Source organism: Mesorhizobium sp. P2_D1, assembly GCF_056404455.1.
The window spans coordinates 1-21,717 of the sequence record NZ_JBFUDZ010000001.1 but is presented as its reverse complement, the minus strand read 5'-3'; the positions used below and the strand labels follow the sequence as shown (position 1 = coordinate 21,717).

Below are 21,717 nucleotides of genomic sequence, written 5' to 3'. Positions count from 1 at the left end.
ACATGGCCGAATTTCATCGCAAGATTGAACGCAACGCCATGGGCTTCGTTCTGGCCATCGTCGTCGTCGCCAGCATTGGCGGCTTTGTCGAGATCGCTCCACTGTTCACGATCGACGACACGGTCGAGAACGTACAGGACATGCGGCTCTACACCCCGCTGGAGCAGGCTGGGCGCGACATCTACACGCGCGAAGGTTGCTACGCCTGCCATTCTCAAATGATCCGAACACTGCGCGACGAGGTCGAACGCTACGGTCCTTATTCGCTCGCCGTTGAATCTAAATACGATCATCCGATGTTGTGGGGATCAAAGCGCACGGGACCGGATCTGGCCCGCATCGGCGGCAAATATTCTGACGCCTGGCAGGTCGCCCACCTGATCAATCCCCGCGACGTCGTGCCGGAATCCGTCATGCCGAAATATGGCTGGCTGCAGCGCAACGCCCTGCGCATCGACGACCTCGGCGAGCATTTGGCCGCTCTCAGGGACGTCGGCGTTCCCTACACGGACGACATGATTGCCAACGCGACCCAGGATGCTCTCGGCCAGGCCGCTCCGGACGGTGATTTCGCCGCCGGCGTTGTCAAGCGCTACGGGCAGGCAACGCTGGTCAGGGCTTTTGACGGCGATCCGGGAACCATCACGGAAATGGATGCACTGGTCGCCTATCTCCAGATCATGGGCCATCTCACCGACGCTGCCTACAAACAGGCGGCAGCCGCGGAGCCTGCAAAATGAACTTCGACCATGACACCGTCGTCGGCTTCACGAAGAGCTGGGGGCTGTTCTACCTGATCGCTATGGCAGTTGGCGTCCTGATCTATGTTTTCTGGCCTTCGAACTTAGAGCGGTTCCACGCGGCCAAGAAGAACATCCTCGATGAGGACGACAAGCCATGGAAGTAGGCGAACGCGATCCCGTCACCGGGCAGCTGACGACGGGTCATGAATGGAACGGCATAAAGGAGCTCTACACTCCGGTACCGCGGGTCGTGATCTTGTTTCTCGTCCTCACGACCCTGTTCGCGGTGGGATACTGGATCCTTATGCCTGCTTGGCCCTTGGGGCGGACCTACACGAAGGGCCTGCTTGGGGTCGACCAGAAAACGACGGTCGAACGTCAGGTCGAAGAGGCCACCGCCGAACGCACGGTATGGACGAAGCGGATTGACGAGATGGATTTCCCGGCAATCAGGGCCGACCCCGCGCTGATGGAAACCGTACGCGAAGCCGGAGCGACGCTCTTTAAGGACAATTGCGCGGCGTGCCACGGAGCTCGTGGCACAGGAGGTAAGGGTTTCCCCGACCTGACGGCAGCCGCATGGCTCTGGGGCGGTAATCCAGAGACCATCGTCGAAACGCTGCGCGTTGGGATCAATTCAGCGCATCACGAAACACGGACCTCGCAGATGCTCGCCTTCGGCCGTGACGGAATCCTCAACCTAGCGCAGATCAACGATGTGCGTGCCTACGTTCAGTCTCTCGGCGGGTCGACCGAACCCACCGTCGCTTCGCCTGAGGCCGTTTCTCGCGGAAAGGAAGTCTTTGTCGCGAACTGTGTTGCCTGTCATGGAGAGGATGCCAAAGGCAAACAAGACGTAGGCGCTCCTGATCTCACCGATGCCAGTTGGATCTATGGGGGAGATAGCCAGTCGATCCACACGTCGATCTATTCGGGGCACCAAGGACAGATGCCGTCCTGGGAGCAGCGCCTTTCGACGACCCAGCGCAAGATCCTCGCACTTTATGTCCTGTCACTTTCGGAGAAAAGATCGTGACGGTCGCCGCTGAAAAAACAGAAGCAGGGATCGCTCCACGGGCATTCTCGCGCGGCAAGGCCTTGGCGGTCGCCTTGGTTGCCTCTGGACTTGCCACATTCACCGTTGCAAACGCGCATTTCCTCTACGTGGCATTCATGTCGCAGCCGGACTGCGTTCCACACAGCAAGGTGTCACGAGCCGCCATTCCGGGAGGCCTCTACCAAGCCGCCGATCCGGCTTGCTAGGGCCTTGCGAACACGGCAATGAACCAGGCAGGGCAGGAAGGAACATCACAATGGGCAATGTCGATTTGACAGCGGATGGCCCTACCTACGTGGGGGCCCGCAATCGCCATCTTCCAGCCGGCGCCGCCCTCGGCTGGCTGCGCGCCAGTTGGCGTGACCTCATGGCAGAGCCGAGTTCCAGCCTCGCCTACGGCCTCGCTGTGTTCATCGTTTCAGTCGCGATCGTCGCAGGCCTTTTCTTCCTCGGTCTCGACTACATCCTGTTTCCCGCCATGGCTGCCTTCATGGTCGTCGGTCCGCTTGTCGCCATCGGTCTCTACGAAAAGAGCCGGCTGATTGAGGCCGGCGAGCCGGTTTCGCTGCGGCGCATGATCTTCGTCAGGCCGGCCTCCGGCGCCCAGGTCCTGTTCACCGGCTTCATCATGCTGGGGCTGGCCTTGCTGTGGATGCGAGCCGCAGTCATTCTCTATGCGCTGTTCTTCGGTTTGCGGCCGTTTCCAGGCCTCGACCATGTTGCTTCGATGCTATTCACCACGGGCATCGGATGGGCTATGCTCGCCACGGGCACCGTCGTCGGCGGGGTTTTCGCGGCGTTTTCCTTTGCGATCAGCGTTTTCTCGGTACCGATGCTCCTCGACGAGCGGACGGACGCTTTTACGGCAATGGGCATGAGCATTTCCCGCGTCTGGAACAATCGGCCTGTCATGATCGCTTGGGGAGCGATTGTGCTTGCGCTGACCGCGGTCGGCCTGCTGACAGCAATGATCGGCCTGATCGTCGTCTTTCCACTGCTCGGGCACGCTACCTGGCACGCCTACAAGGCAATCAAATGACGTCGGCTATGCTCAGGCCGCAAAAAGGCTGCTGACCCATGACCTGTTGCGCGCCCGGTGCGGAGGCCGCCTTGTCGATCGCCGGGATTGATGCCGGGTCGAACCCGGCGGAGGAAATCCGGCTGGCCAGTCGTGATCTCGGTAACGGCGCCCGCCAATGCGCTCTTTCGGTTCCCGGTATTCATTGCGCGGCCTGCATAGCAACCGTCGAAAGTACCCTGTTGACATTGCCCGGTGTGGAATTTGCCCGCGTGAACCTCTCCATGAAGCGCGTCACGGTGAATTGGCGTGCGGCGGAAATCAGCTCGCCCGATCTGATCGGGGCTCTGCGCGCCGCCGGCTACGATGCACATGTATTCTCGATCGAATCCGATCCGCGCGATCCTGAGTATTCGCGGCTCATCCGGGCGCTCGCAGTTGCCGGGTTCTCGGCAATGAACATCATGATTCTGTCCGCGTCTGTGTGGTCGGGCGCCGATGCGGGCACACGTCAAGCCTTCCACTTGATATCGGCGGTGCTTGCGCTGCCTGCCTTGATCTACTCGGGGCGGATTTTCCATGCCTCTGCGTGGTCTGCGCTTCGCCAGCGACGGACCAACATGGACGTGCCGATTTCGGTTGGTGTGACGCTTGCCTTCGCGCTTAGCCTCTACGACACGGTCCACAACGCCCCTCATGCATATTTCGATGCTGCGACTTCGCTTCTGTTCTTCCTGCTGATCGGCCGTACACTCGACCATTTGATGCGTGAAAAGGCCCGCTCGGCGGTGGCTGGCCTGGCCAGGCTGGCGCCTGCAGGCGCAACGATCATCGAAGCCGATGGCCAGCGGCGCTACGTGCCGGTTGGCGAGATTGAGCCCGGGGCGTCCCTACTCGTTGCCGCTGGTGATCGAATCCCGCTCGACGGGGTGGTGACGCAAGGCGCTTCCGAACTCGATTGCTCGCTGGTTTCGGGCGAGGCCGCACCCAAGCACGCCGGACCAGGGACCATGATCCAGGCAGGGTTGACGAACCTTACGGGTCCGTTGACGGTCAGGACCGTTGCGCGTGCGGACAGCTCATTCATTGCCGAAATGGTCCGGATGATGGAGGCAGCCGAGGGCGGACGGGCGCGTTACCGCCGGCTGGCCGACCGGGCCGCCGCCCTCTATTCTCCGGTGGTGCACGTGATGGCCCTGCTGTCGTTCCTCGGCTGGATATCGGCTACCGGCGATTGGCACGCATCGGTCACGATCGCGATAGCCGTCCTGATCATCACCTGCCCCTGCGCGCTGGGCCTTGCCGTGCCGATCGTCCAGGTCGTGGCCGCGCGCCGCCTCTTCGAGAAAGGTATCATGGTTAAGGACGGCTCGGCGCTGGAGCGGCTTGCGGAAGTCGACACCGTGCTTTTCGACAAGACGGGAACCCTGACACTTGGAAAGCCGCGCCTCGTCAACGCCAGCGACATCGAACCGTATGCCCTGGGAATCGCGGCGGCGATCGTCGCCCGTTCCAGGCATCCAATGTCTGCGGCGATCTCGGACGCTGTACAAAACGGTCAGGCATGTCCGGAGTTCGACCGGATTTCAGAACATCCGGGCTGTGGAGTGGAAGCGCGAGCGGGAAACAATATCTATCGCATCGGCCGACCGGACTGGGCGCTTGGCCGCAAAGCCGCAATTTCCGATGAGCGCGCTTTCTCCGTTTCGCTCCTCGTGAAAGACGGCGCGCCGTTGGCCAGCTTCGTATTCGAGGACGGCAATCGTCCTGATGTTCGAGAGACGGTGAGCCGGTTGCAGCGGCAAGGCCTTGCTGTCGGAATCCTCTCTGGGGACCGACGACCTGTCGTCGAAGAACTTGCGTCATCTCTCCGGATCGACAGCTTCATGCCGGAACTGCTTCCATCCGGAAAAGTTGCGCGCATCGCCGAACTGCGCAAGGCCGGAAGCACGATTCTGATGGTCGGCGACGGCCTGAACGATGCTCCAGCGCTTGCGGCCGCGCACGTGTCTATGGCGCCCGCGACGGCAGCCGATGTCGGCCGCAACGCCGCGGACTTCGTCTTCTTGCACGCGAGTCTTTCGGCTGTGACGGACGCTCTCGAAATCTCGCGCAATGCAGGAATCCTGATTCGCCAGAATTTCACGCTGGCGATCGGCTACAACATCATCGCGGTACCAGTCGCCATCCTCGGCCACGTGACTCCACTTGTGGCAGCGGTCGCGATGTCGCTGTCTTCGATTGTCGTTGTGTCCAACGCTCTTCGTCTCAGCAATCGCCCATCTCGAAAACCGCCCCGCTGGCAAGCCGCATCGACTCACGCCAACATTCAAGCGATGGCTACAGGATCATGAGCTACCTGTCCGTTCTCGTGCCGATCGCAATTCTGATGGGCCTTGCAGGGCTCGCCGCCTTCATGTGGGCGCTGCGTTCAGGACAGTATGACGATCTCGACGGGGCGGCCGAGCGAATCCTTATGGATGACGACCAGGAATGAAACAGCGAGGAAGCAAACCTTCTTGCGGACGGTCGATCCACGATTCAAATTCAAAGGGCCAGTTTAGGAAAAGTTTCGACTGAGATGACCGGTAGCCTGCGGGGGTTGTCGAAAGGTCTGCTTCGCATCTTCCTTGGAAATTGTGGGCACGGAAATAGACCCAGGGAGACGGGAAGCAAATACACCTGCAGAAGGCCTCGAGATCTGGACTCAGTCACGGCCGAACCAAAGAGCAAAGGGTGTAAGCCTCGGACAACACGAGGCTTTTCCGAGCAGGTACTGTGGCCAAAGGTTCGCCAAAATCCGCTGGTGGAGCTGAGGAGGATCGAACTCCTGACCTCGTCATTGCGAACGACGCGCTCTCCCAGCTGAGCTACAGCCCCGTCCAGCGGATGGCGCATTTATCGGGCGCCGCGCTTTCCTGTCAAGGCGGCGTTTTGCCGAAATCCGCGGCTGCCGGTTGTCAGGCCAGCACGCGGAGAACGGCGGCCCTTGCCGGTTTCGCCTGCAATGGCTACATGTCGGCAACAATTGGAGACCGGCATGCTCGCCCTCATTCAAACAATCGTCATGGCGCTTGACCTCTATTGGTGGGTCATCATCGCCTCGGCGATCTTTTCATGGCTCTACGCCTTCAACGTCGTCAACTCGCGCAACCAGTTCGTCGGCAGCATCGGCAACATGCTCTTCCGGCTGACGGAGCCGGCGTTGCGACCGATCCGGCGCTTCATACCGGACCTCGGCGGCATCGACATTTCGCCGATCATCCTCCTGCTGATCCTGTTCTTCCTCCGGCAGTTCCTGCTCACCACAATGGCGCCTCTGGTTTTGTGAACCCATGACTGCATGAGCACGCCGTTCCGCCAGCGCGATGACGGTATCGACCTGTTCGTCCGGCTGACACCAAAAGCGGCGCTGGACAGGCTTGAAGGCATCGAGACCTTGGCGGATGGGCGAAGCCACCTGAAGGCCCGCGTCCGCGCAGTGCCGGAAAACGGCGCCGCCAATCAGGCGCTTGAGCGTTTGCTGGCCAAGGCGCTGGGCGTGTCGGCGTCCGCCGTCTCGATTGTCGCCGGCGGCACCGCCCGGCTGAAGACCGTGCGCATTGCAGGCGATCCGGCGACGCTGGCGAAAGGCATCGAGGCGCTCGGCCAGCAGTCCTGATCCCTGGCGGTTCAATCCCCCAGCGGCAAACGCGGATCGTCGACTTTCAACGTGTTCACGCTCTGCTTGATGCGGCGCAGGTTTTCCAAAACCTTTGGTCCGCGCGTCTCGGCGACCGATGTGACGATCATGTCGACGATCGACAGCAGCGCATAGCGCGACGATGTTGGCTTGTAGATGTTGCCGTCCTCGAGCGACTGGAAATGGATGACCGTGTCAGCGGCTTTGGCGAGTGCCGAGTCAGGCGGCGTGATGGCGATGGTGGTGGCGCCATACTGCTGGGCGACCTGCACCGCATCGATGACCGACCGGGCATAGCCGGAAACCGAAAAGGCGATCAGCGTGGTGTCGGGCGTGGCAACGGCCGCGTACATGCGCTGCAGCTGTCCGTCGATCTGCGCAAGCACCGAAACGCCCAACCTGAACAGCCGGTTCTGCATCTCGGTCGCCATCATCGAGGAAATGCCGCCCGACCCGATGCACAGAACGTTGCCGGAGACGGCGATGCGCGCGGCGACGGCGACCAGCGTCGTCATGTCGAGGTTTTCACTGGCGCGCTGGATGGCGGCAATCGCTGCCTCGGTGATGGCGGAAGCGATGCGCTGTTCGCGGGCGTCGCGGCTCAACGGCTCCGGCGACAGATACTGGCCGCCGATGGCGATGGCTTGCGCCAGATAGAATTTGAAGTCGCGCAGGCCCTCGCAACCGAGGTTGCGGCAGAACCGGGTCACCGTCGGCTCGCTGACGCCAACGCGGGCGGCAATTTCCGAGATGGCCGCCTTGGAGACCAGATCGAGGTCGGCAAGCACGAAGGCGGCCAGCTTGCGATCCGACTTCGTGCCGTCCTGCAACATCAGTTGCAGGCGTGTAATGATGTCGGCCGGCGTCTTCATATTCGTGTTTTCATACGGGCAGACCCGTCGCCTTGTCGAACAGGTGGATGTTGCCGGGATCGACGCTCACCGGCAGCACGTCGCCCGGCCTTACCGGCACCCTGTCGCGGAACACGGCGCGCACCGTGTCGGTGCCGATGGCGCCATACACATGGGTTTCGGAGCCGGTCGGCTCGACGACATCCACCTTGATCGCCATCGCGTCGACGGCCTCGCCGATGACAAAATGTTCGGGCCGGATACCGGCCTCCACCACACTGCCAGCCGACACCTGCTTGCCGGCAAGCGCGAGCCGCCCGCCACCTGTCGACTCGAACCAGGTTTTCCCAGGCGTTGTCTTGAGAGAACCGGAAACGAAACTCATCGACGGCGAGCCGAGGAAGCTGGCGACGAATTTGTTGGCCGGTCGGTCATAGAGCTCCAGCGGCGCGCCGACCTGCTGGATCCTGCCGCGGTCCATCACGACGATGCGGTCGGCCATGGTCATGGCCTCGATCTGGTCGTGGGTGACATAGACGATCGTCGATTTCAGCCGCTGGTGCAGCGCCTTGATCTCGACGCGCATCTGCACGCGCAATTGCGCGTCGAGGTTGGACAAGGGCTCGTCGAACAGGAACACCGATGGTTCGCGCACGATGGCGCGGCCCATGGCGACGCGCTGGCGCTGGCCGCCGGAAAGCTGGCGAGGGTAGCGGTCGAGGTATGAGAACAGATTGAGGACGCCGGACGCCTTCTTGACCTTTGCGTCGACCGTGGCGCGCGCTTCGCCGCGGATCTTCGGGCCAAAGCCGATATTGTCCGACGCCTTCAGATGCGGAAACAGCGCATAGGACTGGAACACCATGGCGATGTTGCGCTGCTGCGGCGGCAGCGCGTTGGCGCGTACGCCGCCGATCAACAGGTCGCCGGAGGTGATCGTCTCCAGCCCGGCCAGCATGCGCAGCAGGGTCGACTTGCCGCAGCCGGATGGCCCGACCAGCACGACGAACTCGCCGCTCTTGATGTCGAGGCTGACGTTTTCAAGGATCTTGTGCTGGCCGAAGGATTTCGACAGGTCGCGGAACTCGACGTCGGTCATGATCACGCTCCCAATATGTCGTCGATGAATGGCAGGCAACCGGCGGTCAGGCCAGCGTCCACCGGCATCACCACCCCTGTTACGCCCGATGCGCGATCGGAGGCAAGGAAGGCGACGGCTTCGGCCACTTCCGAAGCGTTGACGATGCGGCCGAGCGGATAGAGCCGCTGCAGCTTGCCGAGGATTTCAGGATCCTTGGCAAGGCGATGGTCCCAGGCGGCGGTGCGGATCGATCCAGGGCAAACGACATTGGCGCGCAAGCCGCTGCGACCGAGCTCGACGGCAATCGCCTTGGCATAGGCGTTGATGCCGGCCTTGGCGGCCGCATAGGCGGGATTGCCGAAATGCGCGATGGCATTGACCGAGGAGATGAAGACGACGCTACCCGAGCCGCGGCCGGCCATCGCCCTGACCAGCGGATCGGCGAAAGTCATGACGCCGGTCAGGTTGAGGTCGAGTTCCCGCTCGATCTTGTCGGGGGTGAGCGCGGCAAGCGTCTCGGCGCGTGTCCAGCCGGCATTGTTGATGAGAATGTCTGGCACGCCATCCCGGTCGAGGATCGCGGCGATCGCCGCGTCTAGCGAAGCCCGGTCGAGAAGATCGAAGACATGGCGGGAGGCAAGGTGCGGGCTGTTCAACGCTTCGCTCGACTGGTCGCAACCGACGACCCTGGCGCCCCGCTGCGCCATCAGCGCCACGATGGCGGTGCCGAGGCCGCCGCCAGCACCGGTCACGACGACAGTCTTGCCTTCGAACTCGGCCCTGCTTTCGAACTTGGCCCTGCCTTCGAATCCGGTTTGCGAAACCACCGTGTGTCATCCTTCGGGAGTTCTGACATTCGTATCAGGCCTAGTTCACTAAATGTAATTAAGCAACAGAATAATCTGCTTGCAAGCCTTACAATCATCTATAATGTAGGAAAGTCACATAAATCTTCTTTGCCGGTCGCGGAGAGGCGCGCAGGTGCAAAATGAAAATGGGAGACATCAAATGAGCCTTGCAAAATGGACTGTCGGCCTGATGGCCGGAATGAGCATGCTGGCATTTGCGGCGCAGGCAAATGCGGGCGAGGTGCGCGTCACTGTCGCCGAGTACAGCGCCAAGACTGGACCTTATTTCGACAGCGTCAAGAAGGAATTCGAGGCGGCAAATCCCGGCATCACCGTCAAGTTCGAAGTGGTGCCGTGGGATGTGCTGCTGCAGAAGCTGACCACCGACATCACCGCCGGCACCAATGCCGATCTGTCGATCATCGGCACGCGCTGGCTGATCGACTTCGTCCAGCAGGATGTCGCCGAGCCGCTCGACAGCTATATCAAGCCCGACTTCAAGGGCCGCTTCATCGACACCTTCCTGTCACCCTCGATCATGGACGGCAAGACCTACGGCCTGCCGATCGCGGCCTCGGCGCGTGCGCTGTACTACAACAAGGAGCTGTTCGAGAAAGCCGGCATCGCCAATCCGCCGGCAACCTGGACCGAGCTGCAGGAAGACGCGCGCAAGATCAAGGCGCTCGGTTCCGGCACCTTCGGTTTCGGCCTGCAGGGCAAGGAGATCGAGACCGACGTCTATTACTACTATGCGATGTGGTCCCAAGGCACCGAAATCCTCAACAAGGACGGCACCTCCGGCCTCGGCACGCCGGGCGCGCTCGAAGCCGCCAAGCTCTACAAGTCGATGATCGACGAGGGCCTGACCGAGCCGGGCGTCACCTCCAACAACCGCGAGGATGTGCAGAACCTGTTCAAGCAGGGCAAGGTCGGCATGATGATCACGGCACCCTTCCTGTCCAACCAGATCAAGGACGAGGCGCCAAAGCTGAAATACGGCGTGGCGGCCATTCCGGCCGGACCGACCGGTGCGCGCGGCACCTATGGCGTGACCGATTCCATCATCATGTTCAAGAACTCCAAGAACAAGGACGAGGCCTGGAAGCTGCTCGATTTCCTGTTCACCACCGAGCAGCGCGCCAAGTTCACGCAAGGCGAAGGCTTCCTGCCGGTGAACAAGGAAGAGGCCAAAATGGACTATTATGTGAACAATGCCGATCTGGCGGCGTTCACCGCCCTGCTGCCCGACGCCCGCTTCGCACCGATCATCCCAGGCTGGGAAGAAGTCGCCCAGATCACGTCGGACGCCATGCAGAAAATCTATCTCGGCAGCGCCGAACCCGAGGCAGCGCTGAAGGACGCCGCTGCCAAGGCCAATGCAGTGCTGAAGAAATAGTGCTGAGGAAATAGGGCGTCTCTCCCGCGCCCGTGGCGCGCCCAGACGATCGGGCGCGCCACACTTTTCCGAGGCGAATTTCGAATTCGCCACGGAGCGGGTCATCGTTCAACAGAAAACGCCTGACAGCTCCATCTCTCCGTTTTCAACGCAATCCAGGACGGAAAACCGCTCCACATTTTTCCTGGAATTGCTCTAGGTCAGCCGATGCAAAATCGCTTCTTGCCCTATCTCCTGACCTTGCCCAGCCTGTTCCTGGCGGCTGTCGTCATCTTCTGGCCGGTGTGGGACCTGGTCCAGATCTCGACGCATGAGGTCAGTCGCTTCGGTCAGCTTCGCGAATTCAACGACTTCGCCAATTTCGCGGCGCTCGCTGCCGATCCCGATTTCATGGCCGCGCTCTGGCGCACCGGACAGTGGACGGTGCTGGTCGTCGGTGGCGCCCTGTTGCTGTCGATCCCGGTGGCGATGATCCTCAACACCGATTTCTATGGCCGCGGCGTCGCCCGCGTCATCATCATGCTGCCCTGGGCGGTGTCGCTGACCATGACTGCCGTGGTCTGGCGCTGGGCGCTGAGCGGCGAAAGCGGCATGCTGAACTCGGCGCTGATTGGCCTCGGCCTCATCGACCACAACATCCAGTGGCTGGCGAGCGCCGAGACCGCCTTTCCGATGCAGGTGCTGATCGGCATCCTGGTGACGGTGCCGTTCACGACGACGATCTTCCTCGGCGGTCTGTCGTCGATTCCGGACGACCTCTACGAGGCGGCAGCACTCGAAGGCGCGACATCGCTGCAGCAGTTCCGCGAAATCACCTTTCCGTTGCTGAAACCGTTCATCAACATCGCCATCGTGCTCAACACCATCTACGTCTTCAATTCCTTCCCGATCATCTGGGTGATGACGCAGGGCGGGCCGGCCAATTCGACCGACATCCTGGTCACCCACCTCTACAAGCTGGCCTTCCGAATCGGCAAACTTGGCGAAGCTTCGGCGGTATCGCTGGTCATGTTCGCCATATTGCTGGTCTTCACCATGATCTATGTGCGGCTGGCGATGCGGGAGCAACGCGCATGACGAGCAAGCTGAAGCGTTCGATCATCGCCTGGCTGCTGCTGGCGCCGCTGATCGTGGTGACGATCTTTCCCTTTGCCGTGATGTTCCTGACTGCCGTCAAGCCGAGGCAGGAAGTGCTGTCGCCGACCTGGTGGCCGAGCGAATTCCGCTGGTCGAATTTCTCCGACATGTGGGTGGCGACCGGCTTCGGCCAGGCGCTGCTCAATTCGCTCTACGTGTCTGTTATCGCCACTGTCGGCGCCATCCTGATTTCGGTTCCGGCGGCCTATGCGATGTCGCGCTTCCGTTTTGCCGGCTACGGCGCCCTGCGCCAGTTTCTGCTCATCTCGCAGATGATCTCGCCGATCGTGCTGGTGCTCGGCCTGTTCCGGCTGATGGCGGCCTGGGGCCTGGTCGAAAGCACCACGGCGCTCGGCTTCATCTACATGGCCTTCAACGTCGCCTTCACCGTGTGGATGCTGCAAAGCTATTTCGACACCATCCCGCGCGATCTCGAGGAAGCGGCCTGGATGGAGGGTGCCGGCCGCTGGCTAACCCTGCGCAAGGTGTTCCTGCCGCTCTGCCTGCCGGCGATCGCGGTGACCGCCATCTTCACCTTCATCAATGCCTGGAACGAATTCGTCGTGGCGCTTACCATGCTGCGCAGCCAGGAAAGCTACACGCTGCCGATCCAGGTGTTTTCGCTGGTCGCCGGCCGATACACCATCGAATGGCACCACGTCATGGCCGCCACGCTGCTGGCGACCTTGCCGGTGGCGATCCTGTTCATCTGGCTGCAGCGCTACCTCGTCAGGGGGCTGGCGCTCGGGGCGGTCAAATAGCCGCTAGAGCGGTTCATCGTTTCACGGAAACGCAGAACCACTCTATCTCTTTGTTTTGACACAATTCCGGATGGAAACCGTTTCGTACTTTTCCGGGAATTGCTGCAGCATCCACGGAGTTTTCATGCGCATCTTCACCGCCTCGCTGGCGACGGAAACCAACACCTTCTCGCCGGTGCCGACAGATCGGGCATCGTTCGAGATGGCGTTCTATGCCGGACCCGGCAAGCATCCGGAGACGCCGACGCTGTGCTCCTCGCCGATGGTCGCCCTGCGCCGGCGCGCGGCGGCCGAAGGCCTGACCGTCATCGAGGGCACCGCCACCTGGGCGGAGCCCGGCGGCCTGGTGCAGCGGCAGACCTACGAGGCGCTGCGCGACGAGATCCTCGGCCAGCTCGAGGCGGCGCTGCCGGTCGATGCCGTCATTCTCGGCCTGCATGGTGCCATGGTGGCGCAAGGCTATGACGATTGCGAAGGCGACCTGCTCGAGCGCATCCGCGAGATGGTGGGTCCGAAGGTGGTGATCGCCTCTGAGTTCGATCCGCATAGCCATCTGACACCCAAGCGTGTCGCCGCGTCAGACATCATGGCCTACTTCCTAGAGTTCCCGCACACCGATTTCTACGAGCGTGGCGAACATGTCGTCGAGCTTGGCCTCGCCGCGGCGCGTGGTGAGATCAGGCCTGTCATCTCGACCTTCGACTGCCGCATGATCCAGGTGCTGCCGACCAGCCGCGAGCCGATGCGCTCCTTCGTCGACCGCATCAAGGCGCTGCATGGCAGAGATGGCGTGCTGTCGATTTCGATCGTCCACGGCTTCATGGCAGCCGACGTGGCCGAAATGGGCACGCGCATCCTGGTCGTCACCGACAATGACAAGGCCAAGGGTGATGCGCTGGCGGAGCGGCTGGGGCGGGAGCTCTACGCGCTACGCGAAAAGACGGCGATGACGATGCTGAGCGCCGCTGAAGGCATCGATCGGGCGCTGGCCGTGCGCGCTGACAATCCGGGCAAACCGGTGGTCATCGCTGACATCTGGGACAATCCGGGTGGCGGTGTGCCCGGCGACGGCACTATCGTGCTGCGTCAGATGCTGTCGCGCGGCCTGAGCAATGTCGGCGTTGCTACAATCTGGGATCCGATCGCGGTGACCTTCTGCCTGGCGGCAGGCGAGGGCGCCGTCATCGACCTGCGTTTCGGCGGCAAGGCCGGCCCGCAGGCCGGCGAGCCGATCGACGCGCGGGTGCGGGTGCTGAAGGCCGTTCCGGAGGGCTGGCAGAGTTTCGGGCCAAGCCGGGTGACGCTCGGCCCGACGGCGCTGGTGCGCATCGAAGGCACCGAGGTTGACATCATCCTCAATACCAATCGCACGCAGACCTTCGAACCAGATATTTTTTCCAACGTCGGTGTCGATCCGATGGGCAAGGACATCCTGCTGATCAAGTCGACCAACCATTTCTATGCCGGCTTCGAGCCGATCGCCGCCGAGATCATCTATGTCTCGGCGCCGAGTTCGTATCCGAGCAATCCGGCGGTGACCGATTACAAGAAGCTGACGCGGCCGGTTTGGCCTAGAGTGGCGGACCCATGGGCGGTATAGAGCCGGGATAAGGGGGCGTTGCGACCTTGCGCGGCCTGTCCTTCTCCCAAAGGGGAGAAGGAAGAAACAGGCGCTACACCAGCCCGCGCTTGACCATCATCGCATGGGGCGACGGCATCTTGCCGCGAAACGCCGTGTAGAGCTCTTCGGGGTCCTTCGAACCGCCGGCGGCGTAGATGTTCTTCCTCAGCTTCTCGGCGAGACCCGGGTTGAAGGGATCGCCGGTTTCCTCGAAGGCGGCGAAGGCGTCGGCGTCGAGCACTTCCGACCACATGTAGGAGTAATAGCCAGCCGAATAGCCGTCGCCGGAAAACACATGGCCGAAATGTGGAGTGCGATGACGCATCGCGATGGTGTCCGGCATGTCGAGCTTTTCAAGCGTTTCGGCTTCGAATCGAAGTGGCGCTTCTGGCGCATCCGGCCGCGCGTGATAGGCCATGTCGATCAGCGCCGAAGAGGTGAATTCGACCGTGGCGAAGCCGGCGCCAAAGGTGCGCGCCGCCAGCATCTTGTCGAGCAGCGCCTTGGGCATCGGCTTGCCGGTCTTCACATGCAGCGCGTGCTTTTCCAGAACCGCCGGCACCGTCAGCCAGTGTTCGTAGAGCTGCGAGGGCAATTCGACGAAATCGCGGCTGACCGAGGTGCCGGAAACCGACGGCCAGGTGACGTCGGTCAGCATGCCGTGCAGCGCGTGGCCAAATTCATGGAACAACGTTCTCGCCTCGTCGACCGACAGCAAGGCCGGCTCGCCGGCCGGCGGCTTGGCGAAGTTCATGATGTTGTAGATCACCGGTTTCGACCCGTGGCCAAGCTTGTACCCGGACTTGAGCGCGCTCATCCAGGCGCCGGAGCGCTTTGACGGCCGCGCGAAATAGTCGGCGAGGAACAGGCCGCGCTCGCTGCCATCGGCATTTTTCACCACGAAGACGCGTGCGTCCGGATGCCATACGGCAATGCCTTGCTTTTCCTCGAAGGTGATGCCGAACAGCCTTGTCGCCACGTCGAAGCAGGCGTCGATGACGCGGTCTAGCTGCAGATAGGGTTTGAGTTCGGCCTCATCGAAGGCGAACTTTTCGGCGCGCAGCTTCTCCTGGTAGAAGCGCCAGTCCCAGGCGGCGAATGTCTCGTTGCTGCCGGCCTCCGTCGCCAGCCGCTGCAGTTCGCTCTGGTCGGCGGCGGCCCTTTCCACTGCCTTCTCCCAGACCGGATCGAGCAGCGCATGCACTGCCTTCGGCGTCTTGGCCATGGTGTCGTCGAGCTTCAGCGCGGCAAACGAGCCGTAGCCGAGCAGCTTTGCCTTTTCGGCGCGCAGCTTCAGCATGTCGCGCACAACAGTTGTGTTGTCGGTGGCGCCGCCATTCTGGCCGCGCATGGTGAAGGCGCGGAAGGCGATCTCGCGCAGGTCGCGGCGTTCCGAGAAGGTCGTGAACGGCTCGTAGATCGAACGCGACAGGGTGACCGCATAGCGGCTCTTCTGGCCGCGCATCTCGGCGGCTTCGGCCATCGAGCTTTTCAGGAAGTCCGGCAGACCGGCAAGATCAGTCGCGTCGAGGAACAGCGCCCAGTCGCGCTCGTCGGCAAGCACGTTCTGGCCGAAATTCGTGCCAAGCGACGACAATTCCTCGTTGATCTTTGCCAGCCGCTTCTTGCCGTCGACGTCGAGCTTCGCGCCGGAGCGAACAAACCCCTTCCAGGTCTTCTCCAGCACCCGCAGCGTCTCGGCATCGAGCTTCAGGCTTTCCCGGCGATGGTAGAGGTCGTCGATGCGGGCGAACAGCCGCTCGTTCATCGAGATTGCCGAGAAATGCCTGGACATTTTTGGCGAGATGTCGCGCTCCAGTGCCTGGAACGTCTCATTGGTGTGGGCGCCGGCGCGGCACCAGAAGATCGACGAGACACGGTCGAGTGCCTCGCCACCGAGTTCCAGCGCCTGCAGCGTGTTGTCGATGGTCGGCGCCTCCTTGTTGCCGGCGATCGCCTCGATCTCCGCCTCATGCGCCTGCAATGCCGCGTCGAAGGCCGGAGCAAAATCGTCGTCGCCAATGCGGGTGAAATCGGGCAGGCCGAGCGGCCCTTGCCACGCGGTCAGCGGATGGATGGCGAGGTCGACGACTTTCGTGGAATGCATGGACAATCTTTCCTTGGTGAAGGCAGGCCGGGCGCCGGTGAAGGCGGTGGGCAGGGTGAGTTGGTACCGATGTAGGGCGCAGGTTTACCGCGCGCAACAGTGCCACCGGTCAGGTTTTCGTCAGTAACCGTCGCAATTCTCGGCGATCGCCGCTTGCGAACTCGCGGTGATGCGATTGTCGGTCACCGCGAAAGTTTCCTGCATCAGCATGTCGTTGTTGGGAAAATCATAGCAGGCGATCACGGTGGTGACGCCGCCTTCGCTTTTTTCGATCCGGTGCCGGATCTCCGCACCCGCGACGGCGCCTTGCCATTCGTCGATCGAGGCGATGAATTCCTGCTTGCTCTGCACGATACCGAGGTCATCCAGCTTGATGCGGACGTCGTCGGCGAGCAGGTCGGACAGTTCGGTGCGGTCGGCGACCAGCAGTGCCGAATACCATCGGCTGATGATTGCGCCATCGTCGGCACGGACTGGAATGATCGAAAACAGCAACGCTGCCGCGACGAAAGTGATCGAACGGCGATCTCCCATCATGTGCTGCCTCCGTCTTCCTTTCGGCTATCAGCTTACCCGAAGAGCCGGTTGTCACCTTTCGCTGGCGCGTTCCTTCGGTTCTGGATCATGTCTATGCCATCTCCGGTCGTTCGAAATCGCCGGTCTCCTTGTTCATCACCCAGAGTTCGCCGGTCGAAATGTCGAACCAGGCGCCGTGCAGCGACAGCCGCCCCTTGCCTTCGAGGATCGAGACGCAAGGAAAGGTCCTGAGATTGGCGATGGAATAGCGGATCGAAATGCGCTCCAGCGCGGTCTGGCGCTCCGACGCCGTCATGAAGGTGCTGGAGGACACAGTCTCGGCCGCTGGCGCGATGAGGCTCATCCATTTACCGATGAAGTCGCCGGGAGACAGCGGTGCGGACGTGGTGTCGAGCGCGGCGCGGATGCCGCCGCAGCGACCATGGCCCATGACGACGATGTTCTTGACCTTGAGGCTCTGCACGGCGAATTCGAGTGCGGCAGAGGTCGAATGGAACTCGCCGTCGGGCGCGTAGGGTGGCACCAGATTGCCGACATTGCGCAGCACGAAGAGTTCACCGGGGCCGGCGTCGAAGATCGCTTCGGGGGCCGCGCGGGAGTCGCAGCAGGCGACGATCATGGTTTCCGGTGCCTGGCCTTCGCGGGCAAGCTCGCGATAGCGTCCGCTCTCGGTGAGATAGCGGCCGCTCATGAAACTGCGGTAGCCGGCGAGAAGATGGTCGGGGAGATGGGGCATGGGCGGCGTCTGGAGCCTTTCCGGGTTGGATGCGGCAGCTCGTTGCGGTCTAGAGCGGGTCACCGTCTCACGGAAACGTCGAACCGCTCTATCTGTTTTGCTTTGGCGCAATTCCGAACGGAAAACCGCTTCACACTTTTCCTAGAATTGCTCCAGAGAGCCTCTAACGGCAAAAGCCTGTTGCGGGCAATGCCGAATTGCAGATGGCTGCCCGCCAATCGCCATGCAAGACGCATGGCTCGAGCTATTGGGTTCACGCCCAGATGGAGACGGGGATGCCAAAACCGTCGCGGCCCGGCGGGTCGGGAAATGGCCGTGCCTCGCCGCCGGCAATGCGACCGGCAATCAGCATCATCGCCGCCGCATCGAGAAAATCATCGGCGGCGGCACCGCGCGGCGGCGGCTGATCGAGAAAGCCCATCTCATAGCCGTGCCGGCTCAGCAGCGCCTTGCGTTCCGCCATGCCGGCCGGATTGATGCTGCCCTTGATCTTCTTCGGCAGTTGCATGGCCTGGTCGCCGTTCAGCCGGCAGAAAGCGACTTCCGGATGCGATTCGAAGATGCGGCCACGCAATTCGGGCCGGGCGATGAGCAAGGCGTCGATCTCGCGGATCTTGGCAAAAATACCGAACGCCTGGATCGAGACGCCGCGCGGCGGATCGGATGTGGTCATGGCCACCTCGCTTGCCCGGCGATGCGCGGCATACCAGGCCTCGATGGTGGTGAAGTCGCCCGTATCGGCATAGAGCGCGGCGCGGGACGGGATCGAAAAGACGCTGGACTGCCGTTGCCCGAGCAATGGCCGCACCAGCGCTTCCGGTCCGCGCCCGCCTTTGCTCGAAAACTCGGGCAGACCGATCGGCATGTCGACAGCGACAACCGTGTCGGCTGGCAGTGATGCAAGCAGGGCTGTGAAGCTTGCAAAGACATCGACTGAGGGTGCCGAACCGGGTGCGCGGCGCACGGCGATCCAGCCGGCCTTGCAGCCGTCGACGCCGATAGTCATGGCGGTCGTGGCCAGGGTCACGCCCGCCGGTCCCTTCCCGGATGCGTGAGGTGGCGAAGCTGCACCATCGCCATCGGGTTCGCCAGGCTCTGCGCATCGGTTTCGAGCTGCAGTTCGTCGCCGCCGCGCTTGGCGGTGCGCGCCAGGATCTCGTAGACCGCCGCCGTGGTCGACTGCAGCGCCTTGATCGCCGGCTGGCCGGACAGGATGCGCGCCAGGTAGACGGCCGCCGTCAGGTCGCCGAGACCGTTCGGCGGCTTGTCGATGAGGCGGTGCTCGGCCAGCAGCACCTGGTTGCCGTCGAGCAGCAGGTTGCCCGTGCCACCGGTCATCAGCGACGGTGCCGAGGTGACAAGCATGGTCGATGGCCCGGCGTGAAGGGCGGCCGCGATTACCGATTTCAGGTCGGGCAAGGGTGCGCCGGCCATCCATTCCAGTTCGTAGCGGTTGGGGGTGGCGATGTCGGCGATCGGCATCAGCCGATCACGCATGGCGGCAGCAGTCGGTTCCGGCACGTAGAGGCCACCCGAATCGCCCATCACCGGGTCGCAGATATAGACGGCGTCAGGCGTCTTTGCCTTGACCGCGGCGACCAGCGAGGCGACGGCCTCGGCCTGGCCGGCCTCGCCGAGATAGCCGGACAGCACGGCGCCGACTTCACCCAGCCACGGCGCACGCTCAAGATCGGCCATCAACGCCTTGAACTGGTCAAGCGGCGGCACGATCCGCGTCGCCCGCCCATGGCCGGGATGCCAGGGCAGGATGATTGTCGGCACCGCCCACACCGGAAAGCCCAGTGTTTCCAGCGCGAAGACAGCCGCGCGGTTGCCGACCGAGCCGCGCGCGACATGGCTGGAAATGACGATGACCGCACGCGGCGCGTCGGTTTTTTCGGCGCTCATTGTTCTTTGATTCCTAACTGCCCCGGATGACGTAAAGCACGAGCCAGACCATCAGGCCCAGCGTCAGCAGCAGGCCGAGTGTGCGGCCAATGCGCGTGCCCCAGAGTTCGATCGGGTCGGCACGGTCGGCGTCGGCTGCGGTGACGTGGTCGCGCATGCCTTTGGTGCTGCGCGCCACAAACGAATTGCCGGCCGGATCCGTCTCGCGCGCGATGCGCTCGAGGATACGGCGCGATTCCCTCTCGCTGTCCTGGCGGTCCGCCATGATGATGTCCCGTTTCGTCAAGACCTTATCGCGTTCGCGCGGCCAATCACAGGGCCTTGCAACGGCACCGGGCGTGCCAGGCAAGCGGCCGCCGGTCGGGCGGTTTTCTTGCCCGCCGATTGTGGTAATGCTTCGCATGCAACTTCTACCGAGGAATCCCATCATGTTTGCCCAGCGCCTTGCTCCACCGTCTATGTTCCGCACGCTGCCCGCCTTCCTGATGATGGCGATCGTACTGCCGCTGCTGGCCGGCTGCGGTTACAACACCATCCCGACGGCGGAGGAAAACGCCAAGGCGGCATGGAGCGAGGTGCTGAACCAGTATCAGCGCCGCGCCGACCTCATCCCCAACCTGGTCGAGACGGTCAAGGGCTATGCCTCGCACGAAAAGGACACGCTCGATGCGGTGGTCGAGGCCCGCGCCAAGGCAACGCAGATAACGGTGACGCCGGAAACGCTGAAGGATCCCGAAGCCCTCAAGAAGTTCCAGGATGCCCAGGCGGGGCTGACCAGCGCGCTGTCGCGGCTGATCGCGGTATCGGAGGCCTATCCCGACCTCAAGGCCAACCAGAATTTCCTGGCGCTGCAGGCACAGCTCGAAGGCACCGAAAACCGCATTGCGGTAGCACGGCGCGACTACATCCAGGCGGTCAAGGACTACAATCTGACGCTGAAGACCTTTCCCTCGGTGCTGTGGGCGACCTTCTGGTTCCGCAGCAACCAGCCCTTCGCCAACTTCACCATCGACGATGACAAGCTGCAGACGCCGAAGGTCGATTTCGGCACCAAGCAGGGCGGATAACGAGCGCTTGGTGAGTCTGGTCTCTGTCGACCTTGAGCTCCGTCCCACCCCCCTCTGGCCTGCCGGCCATCTCCCCCGCAAGGGGGGAGATCGGCAGCTTTGGCGCTTTCGCCAATCGTTTGCGTTGCGGAGAGTACGCTGCCTGTGATGACAGCCAATCTCCCCCCTTGCGGGGGAGATGGCCGGCAGGCCAGAGGGGGGTGGGAAGAAACGCCAACCTGGCATTCCTAGCGCTATTTCTCAGCTTCCTCTTCCTCCCGTTCACGGCCTTTGCCGCCGAACTGCCGGCGCTGACGGGCCGTGTCGTCGACAATGCCGGCATTGTCGACGCCGCCACCAAGGCGGCGCTGACGCAGAAGCTTGCCGATTTCGAGACAAAAGGCTCCGACCAGATCGTCGTCGCCACCATCAGCAGTCTCGACGGCGAGGAGATCGAGCCCTACGCTAACCGGCTGTTCCGCTTCTGGAGGCTCGGCCAGGCCGGCGAGAACAATGGCGTGCTTTTGCTGGTGGCCAAGAACGACCACAAGATGCGCATCGAGGTCGGCTATGGGCTGGAAGGCACGCTGACCGACCTGCACACCAAGCTGATCATCGAAAACGACATGGTGCCGGCCTTCCGCGCCGGCGACTTCTCCGGCGGCATCAGCAAGGCCGTCGACGACATGGTCATGGTGCTGGAAGGCAATCCGGAGGAGTTGGTGGCGCGTGGCGAGCGCAATCAGCAGGCGCCGTTCAATTCCGACGACCTGTTCTTCGCCGTCTTCATCAGCATCTGGGCGATCATCTTCTTCGGCAGCATCGCGGTCTCCGTCCTGCCGCCGATCTTCGGCCAGAAGCTTGGTCCCGGCCGCTACCGCTGGCTCGGCATGACCTTCGAGCCACACCGGCGGTCGTCTGGTGGCGGCTGGTCGTCGGGAAGCTCCGGCGGCGGCTGGTCTTCAGGCGGTAGCGGTGGCGGCTTTTCCGGCGGCGGCGGTTCGTCCGGCGGCGGCGGTTCCTCGGGAAGCTGGTGATGGCATGACAACACGCACCGTCGGCCTGTCGAGACCCGCCCGCTTCGCCGCGGCAGTCCTGGTGGCCGTGGCGGCGCTGTTGGTCGGGTTCACGGCCTTTGCCGCCGAACTGCCGGCGCTGACGGGCCGTGTCGTCGACAATGCCGGCATT

The 21,717-nt window shown here is 62.6% G+C and carries 24 protein-coding genes and 1 tRNA gene; 15 read left to right on the top strand and 10 right to left on the bottom strand.

The window, feature by feature from the left end; translation table 11 throughout:
- Window positions 1-2 precede the first annotated feature (2 nt).
- The 7 genes from ccoO to ccoS are packed head-to-tail and all read left to right on the top strand — an operon-like array spanning window position 3 to window position 5,315.
- The gene (gene ccoO, locus AC1D0I_RS00125; protein ID WP_477392268.1) at window positions 3-740 is read left to right on the top strand and encodes a cytochrome-c oxidase, cbb3-type subunit II; all 738 of its coding nucleotides are present in this window, start codon (window positions 3-5) and stop codon (window positions 738-740) included.
- Window positions 737-907: a cbb3-type cytochrome c oxidase subunit 3 gene (locus tag AC1D0I_RS00120; RefSeq protein WP_095084121.1), complete on the top strand. Its 171-nt coding sequence runs from the start codon at window positions 737-739 to the stop codon at window positions 905-907. Before ccoO ends, AC1D0I_RS00120 begins: the two co-directional genes overlap by 4 nt.
- Window positions 898-1,779 carry a cytochrome-c oxidase, cbb3-type subunit III gene (gene ccoP, locus AC1D0I_RS00115; protein WP_477392266.1) on the top strand — a complete coding sequence of 294 codons (882 nt, stop codon included), beginning with the start codon at window positions 898-900 and terminating at the stop codon, window positions 1,777-1,779. Before AC1D0I_RS00120 ends, ccoP begins: the two co-directional genes overlap by 10 nt.
- On the top strand, window positions 1,776-2,006 hold the full coding sequence (locus AC1D0I_RS00110; protein ID WP_477392264.1) for a hypothetical protein: 231 nt from the start codon (window positions 1,776-1,778) through the stop codon (window positions 2,004-2,006). Before ccoP ends, AC1D0I_RS00110 begins: the two co-directional genes overlap by 4 nt.
- Before the next feature lie 50 nt (window positions 2,007-2,056).
- Complete coding sequence (locus AC1D0I_RS00105; RefSeq protein WP_477392263.1) at window positions 2,057-2,839, top strand: DUF2189 domain-containing protein; 783 nt, start codon at window positions 2,057-2,059, stop codon at window positions 2,837-2,839.
- Between the two features lie 38 nt (window positions 2,840-2,877).
- Window positions 2,878-5,172 carry a cation-translocating P-type ATPase gene (locus AC1D0I_RS00100; protein WP_477392261.1) on the top strand — a complete coding sequence of 765 codons (2,295 nt, stop codon included), beginning with the start codon at window positions 2,878-2,880 and terminating at the stop codon, window positions 5,170-5,172.
- Window positions 5,169-5,315, top strand: coding sequence for a cbb3-type cytochrome oxidase assembly protein CcoS (gene ccoS / locus AC1D0I_RS00095; RefSeq protein ID WP_095084125.1), 147 nt, complete (start codon window positions 5,169-5,171; stop codon window positions 5,313-5,315). The genes AC1D0I_RS00100 and ccoS overlap by 4 nt, the downstream gene beginning before the upstream one ends.
- A gap of 307 nt (window positions 5,316-5,622) precedes the next feature.
- Here the strand turns inward: ccoS and AC1D0I_RS00090 are convergent.
- Window positions 5,623-5,698, bottom strand: a tRNA-Ala gene (locus AC1D0I_RS00090).
- Between the two features lie 160 nt (window positions 5,699-5,858).
- Here AC1D0I_RS00090 and AC1D0I_RS00085 point away from each other — a divergent pair.
- Entirely contained in the window at window positions 5,859-6,149 is a 291-nt protein-coding gene (locus AC1D0I_RS00085) for a YggT family protein (RefSeq protein WP_477392259.1), read from the top strand.
- Window positions 6,150-6,161: 12 nt separating this feature from the next.
- Window positions 6,162-6,479: a DUF167 family protein gene (locus AC1D0I_RS00080; RefSeq protein ID WP_477392257.1), complete on the top strand. Its 318-nt coding sequence runs from the start codon at window positions 6,162-6,164 to the stop codon at window positions 6,477-6,479.
- A gap of 11 nt (window positions 6,480-6,490) precedes the next feature.
- On the opposite strand, the gene AC1D0I_RS00075 is transcribed toward AC1D0I_RS00080, so the two are convergent.
- From AC1D0I_RS00075 to AC1D0I_RS00065, 3 genes are read right to left on the bottom strand one after another with little or no spacing between them, the layout of a single operon-like run.
- Window positions 6,491-7,372, bottom strand: coding sequence for a MurR/RpiR family transcriptional regulator (locus AC1D0I_RS00075; protein WP_477284625.1), 882 nt, complete (start codon window positions 7,370-7,372; stop codon window positions 6,491-6,493).
- 10 nt (window positions 7,373-7,382) lie between these two features.
- A complete protein-coding gene (locus AC1D0I_RS00070; RefSeq protein ID WP_477392255.1) occupies window positions 7,383-8,450 on the bottom strand; it encodes an ABC transporter ATP-binding protein in 1,068 nt (355 codons plus the stop codon).
- A gap of 2 nt (window positions 8,451-8,452) precedes the next feature.
- Window positions 8,453-9,259 carry an SDR family oxidoreductase gene (locus AC1D0I_RS00065; RefSeq protein ID WP_477392253.1) on the bottom strand — a complete coding sequence of 269 codons (807 nt, stop codon included), beginning with the start codon at window positions 9,257-9,259 and terminating at the stop codon, window positions 8,453-8,455.
- 181 nt (window positions 9,260-9,440) lie between these two features.
- On the opposite strand from AC1D0I_RS00065, the gene AC1D0I_RS00060 reads away from it, so the two are divergent.
- The 4 genes from AC1D0I_RS00060 (at window position 9,441) to AC1D0I_RS00045 (ending at window position 14,174) form a co-directional block, all read left to right on the top strand.
- The gene (locus AC1D0I_RS00060) at window positions 9,441-10,676 is read left to right on the top strand and encodes an ABC transporter substrate-binding protein (protein ID WP_477392251.1); all 1,236 of its coding nucleotides are present in this window, start codon (window positions 9,441-9,443) and stop codon (window positions 10,674-10,676) included.
- Window positions 10,677-10,883: 207 nt separating this feature from the next.
- Complete coding sequence (locus tag AC1D0I_RS00055; protein ID WP_477392250.1) at window positions 10,884-11,753, top strand: carbohydrate ABC transporter permease; 870 nt, start codon at window positions 10,884-10,886, stop codon at window positions 11,751-11,753.
- Window positions 11,750-12,574, top strand: coding sequence for a carbohydrate ABC transporter permease (locus AC1D0I_RS00050; protein ID WP_095084132.1), 825 nt, complete (start codon window positions 11,750-11,752; stop codon window positions 12,572-12,574). Before AC1D0I_RS00055 ends, AC1D0I_RS00050 begins: the two co-directional genes overlap by 4 nt.
- A gap of 124 nt (window positions 12,575-12,698) precedes the next feature.
- A complete protein-coding gene (locus AC1D0I_RS00045) occupies window positions 12,699-14,174 on the top strand; it encodes a M81 family metallopeptidase (protein WP_477392247.1) in 1,476 nt (491 codons plus the stop codon).
- Window positions 14,175-14,247: 73 nt separating this feature from the next.
- Here the strand turns inward: AC1D0I_RS00045 and AC1D0I_RS00040 are convergent, their stop codons facing one another.
- The 6 genes from AC1D0I_RS00040 to AC1D0I_RS00015 all read right to left on the bottom strand — a co-directional run bounded on the left by AC1D0I_RS00040 (window position 14,248) and on the right by AC1D0I_RS00015 (window position 19,748).
- Entirely contained in the window at window positions 14,248-16,302 is a 2,055-nt protein-coding gene (locus AC1D0I_RS00040; protein ID WP_477392245.1) for a M3 family metallopeptidase, read from the bottom strand.
- Window positions 16,303-16,422: 120 nt separating this feature from the next.
- A complete protein-coding gene (locus AC1D0I_RS00035; protein ID WP_477392813.1) occupies window positions 16,423-16,836 on the bottom strand; it encodes a nuclear transport factor 2 family protein in 414 nt (137 codons plus the stop codon).
- 94 nt (window positions 16,837-16,930) lie between these two features.
- Window positions 16,931-17,575 carry a carbonic anhydrase gene (locus tag AC1D0I_RS00030; RefSeq protein ID WP_095084136.1) on the bottom strand — a complete coding sequence of 215 codons (645 nt, stop codon included), beginning with the start codon at window positions 17,573-17,575 and terminating at the stop codon, window positions 16,931-16,933.
- A gap of 253 nt (window positions 17,576-17,828) precedes the next feature.
- A complete protein-coding gene (locus AC1D0I_RS00025) occupies window positions 17,829-18,581 on the bottom strand; it encodes a DUF429 domain-containing protein (RefSeq protein WP_477392811.1) in 753 nt (250 codons plus the stop codon).
- Window positions 18,582-18,598: 17 nt separating this feature from the next.
- A complete protein-coding gene (gene pdxY / locus AC1D0I_RS00020) occupies window positions 18,599-19,483 on the bottom strand; it encodes a pyridoxal kinase PdxY (RefSeq protein ID WP_477392244.1) in 885 nt (294 codons plus the stop codon).
- 13 nt (window positions 19,484-19,496) lie between these two features.
- A complete protein-coding gene (locus AC1D0I_RS00015) occupies window positions 19,497-19,748 on the bottom strand; it encodes a hypothetical protein (protein WP_457150633.1) in 252 nt (83 codons plus the stop codon).
- Window positions 19,749-19,911: 163 nt separating this feature from the next.
- On the opposite strand from AC1D0I_RS00015, the gene AC1D0I_RS00010 reads away from it, so the two are divergent.
- The gene (locus AC1D0I_RS00010) at window positions 19,912-20,550 is read left to right on the top strand and encodes a LemA family protein (protein WP_095084414.1); all 639 of its coding nucleotides are present in this window, start codon (window positions 19,912-19,914) and stop codon (window positions 20,548-20,550) included.
- A 200-nt stretch (window positions 20,551-20,750) separates the two neighbouring features.
- Complete coding sequence (locus tag AC1D0I_RS00005; RefSeq protein WP_477392242.1) at window positions 20,751-21,566, top strand: TPM domain-containing protein; 816 nt, start codon at window positions 20,751-20,753, stop codon at window positions 21,564-21,566.
- Window positions 21,567-21,717 lie beyond the last annotated feature (151 nt).

Excerpts from the sequence above, each read along its gene's own strand:
- AC1D0I_RS00035 (WP_477392813.1), bottom strand. The coding sequence starts at position 16,836 with ATGGGAGATCGCCGTTCGATCACTTTCGTCGCGGCAGCGTTGCTGTTT.
- ccoP (WP_477392266.1), top strand. The coding sequence starts at position 898 with ATGGAAGTAGGCGAACGCGATCCCGTCACCGGGCAGCTGACGACGGGT.
- AC1D0I_RS00010 (WP_095084414.1), top strand. The coding sequence starts at position 19,912 with ATGTTTGCCCAGCGCCTTGCTCCACCGTCTATGTTCCGCACGCTGCCC.
- AC1D0I_RS00080 (WP_477392257.1), top strand. The coding sequence starts at position 6,162 with ATGAGCACGCCGTTCCGCCAGCGCGATGACGGTATCGACCTGTTCGTC.
- AC1D0I_RS00085 (WP_477392259.1), top strand. The coding sequence starts at position 5,859 with ATGCTCGCCCTCATTCAAACAATCGTCATGGCGCTTGACCTCTATTGG.
- AC1D0I_RS00105 (WP_477392263.1), top strand. The coding sequence starts at position 2,057 with ATGGGCAATGTCGATTTGACAGCGGATGGCCCTACCTACGTGGGGGCC.
- AC1D0I_RS00055 (WP_477392250.1), top strand. The coding sequence starts at position 10,884 with ATGCAAAATCGCTTCTTGCCCTATCTCCTGACCTTGCCCAGCCTGTTC.
- AC1D0I_RS00015 (WP_457150633.1), bottom strand. The coding sequence starts at position 19,748 with ATGGCGGACCGCCAGGACAGCGAGAGGGAATCGCGCCGTATCCTCGAG.
- AC1D0I_RS00060 (WP_477392251.1), top strand. The coding sequence starts at position 9,441 with ATGAGCCTTGCAAAATGGACTGTCGGCCTGATGGCCGGAATGAGCATG.
- AC1D0I_RS00040 (WP_477392245.1), bottom strand. The coding sequence starts at position 16,302 with ATGCATTCCACGAAAGTCGTCGACCTCGCCATCCATCCGCTGACCGCG.
- AC1D0I_RS00025 (WP_477392811.1), bottom strand. The coding sequence starts at position 18,581 with ATGACTATCGGCGTCGACGGCTGCAAGGCCGGCTGGATCGCCGTGCGC.
- AC1D0I_RS00070 (WP_477392255.1), bottom strand. The coding sequence starts at position 8,450 with ATGACCGACGTCGAGTTCCGCGACCTGTCGAAATCCTTCGGCCAGCAC.
- AC1D0I_RS00075 (WP_477284625.1), bottom strand. The coding sequence starts at position 7,372 with ATGAAGACGCCGGCCGACATCATTACACGCCTGCAACTGATGTTGCAG.
- ccoO (WP_477392268.1), top strand. The coding sequence starts at position 3 with ATGGCCGAATTTCATCGCAAGATTGAACGCAACGCCATGGGCTTCGTT.
- AC1D0I_RS00120 (WP_095084121.1), top strand. The coding sequence starts at position 737 with ATGAACTTCGACCATGACACCGTCGTCGGCTTCACGAAGAGCTGGGGG.
- AC1D0I_RS00100 (WP_477392261.1), top strand. The coding sequence starts at position 2,878 with ATGACCTGTTGCGCGCCCGGTGCGGAGGCCGCCTTGTCGATCGCCGGG.
- pdxY (WP_477392244.1), bottom strand. The coding sequence starts at position 19,483 with ATGAGCGCCGAAAAAACCGACGCGCCGCGTGCGGTCATCGTCATTTCC.
- AC1D0I_RS00030 (WP_095084136.1), bottom strand. The coding sequence starts at position 17,575 with ATGCCCCATCTCCCCGACCATCTTCTCGCCGGCTACCGCAGTTTCATG.
- ccoS (WP_095084125.1), top strand. The coding sequence starts at position 5,169 with ATGAGCTACCTGTCCGTTCTCGTGCCGATCGCAATTCTGATGGGCCTT.
- AC1D0I_RS00050 (WP_095084132.1), top strand. The coding sequence starts at position 11,750 with ATGACGAGCAAGCTGAAGCGTTCGATCATCGCCTGGCTGCTGCTGGCG.
- AC1D0I_RS00045 (WP_477392247.1), top strand. The coding sequence starts at position 12,699 with ATGCGCATCTTCACCGCCTCGCTGGCGACGGAAACCAACACCTTCTCG.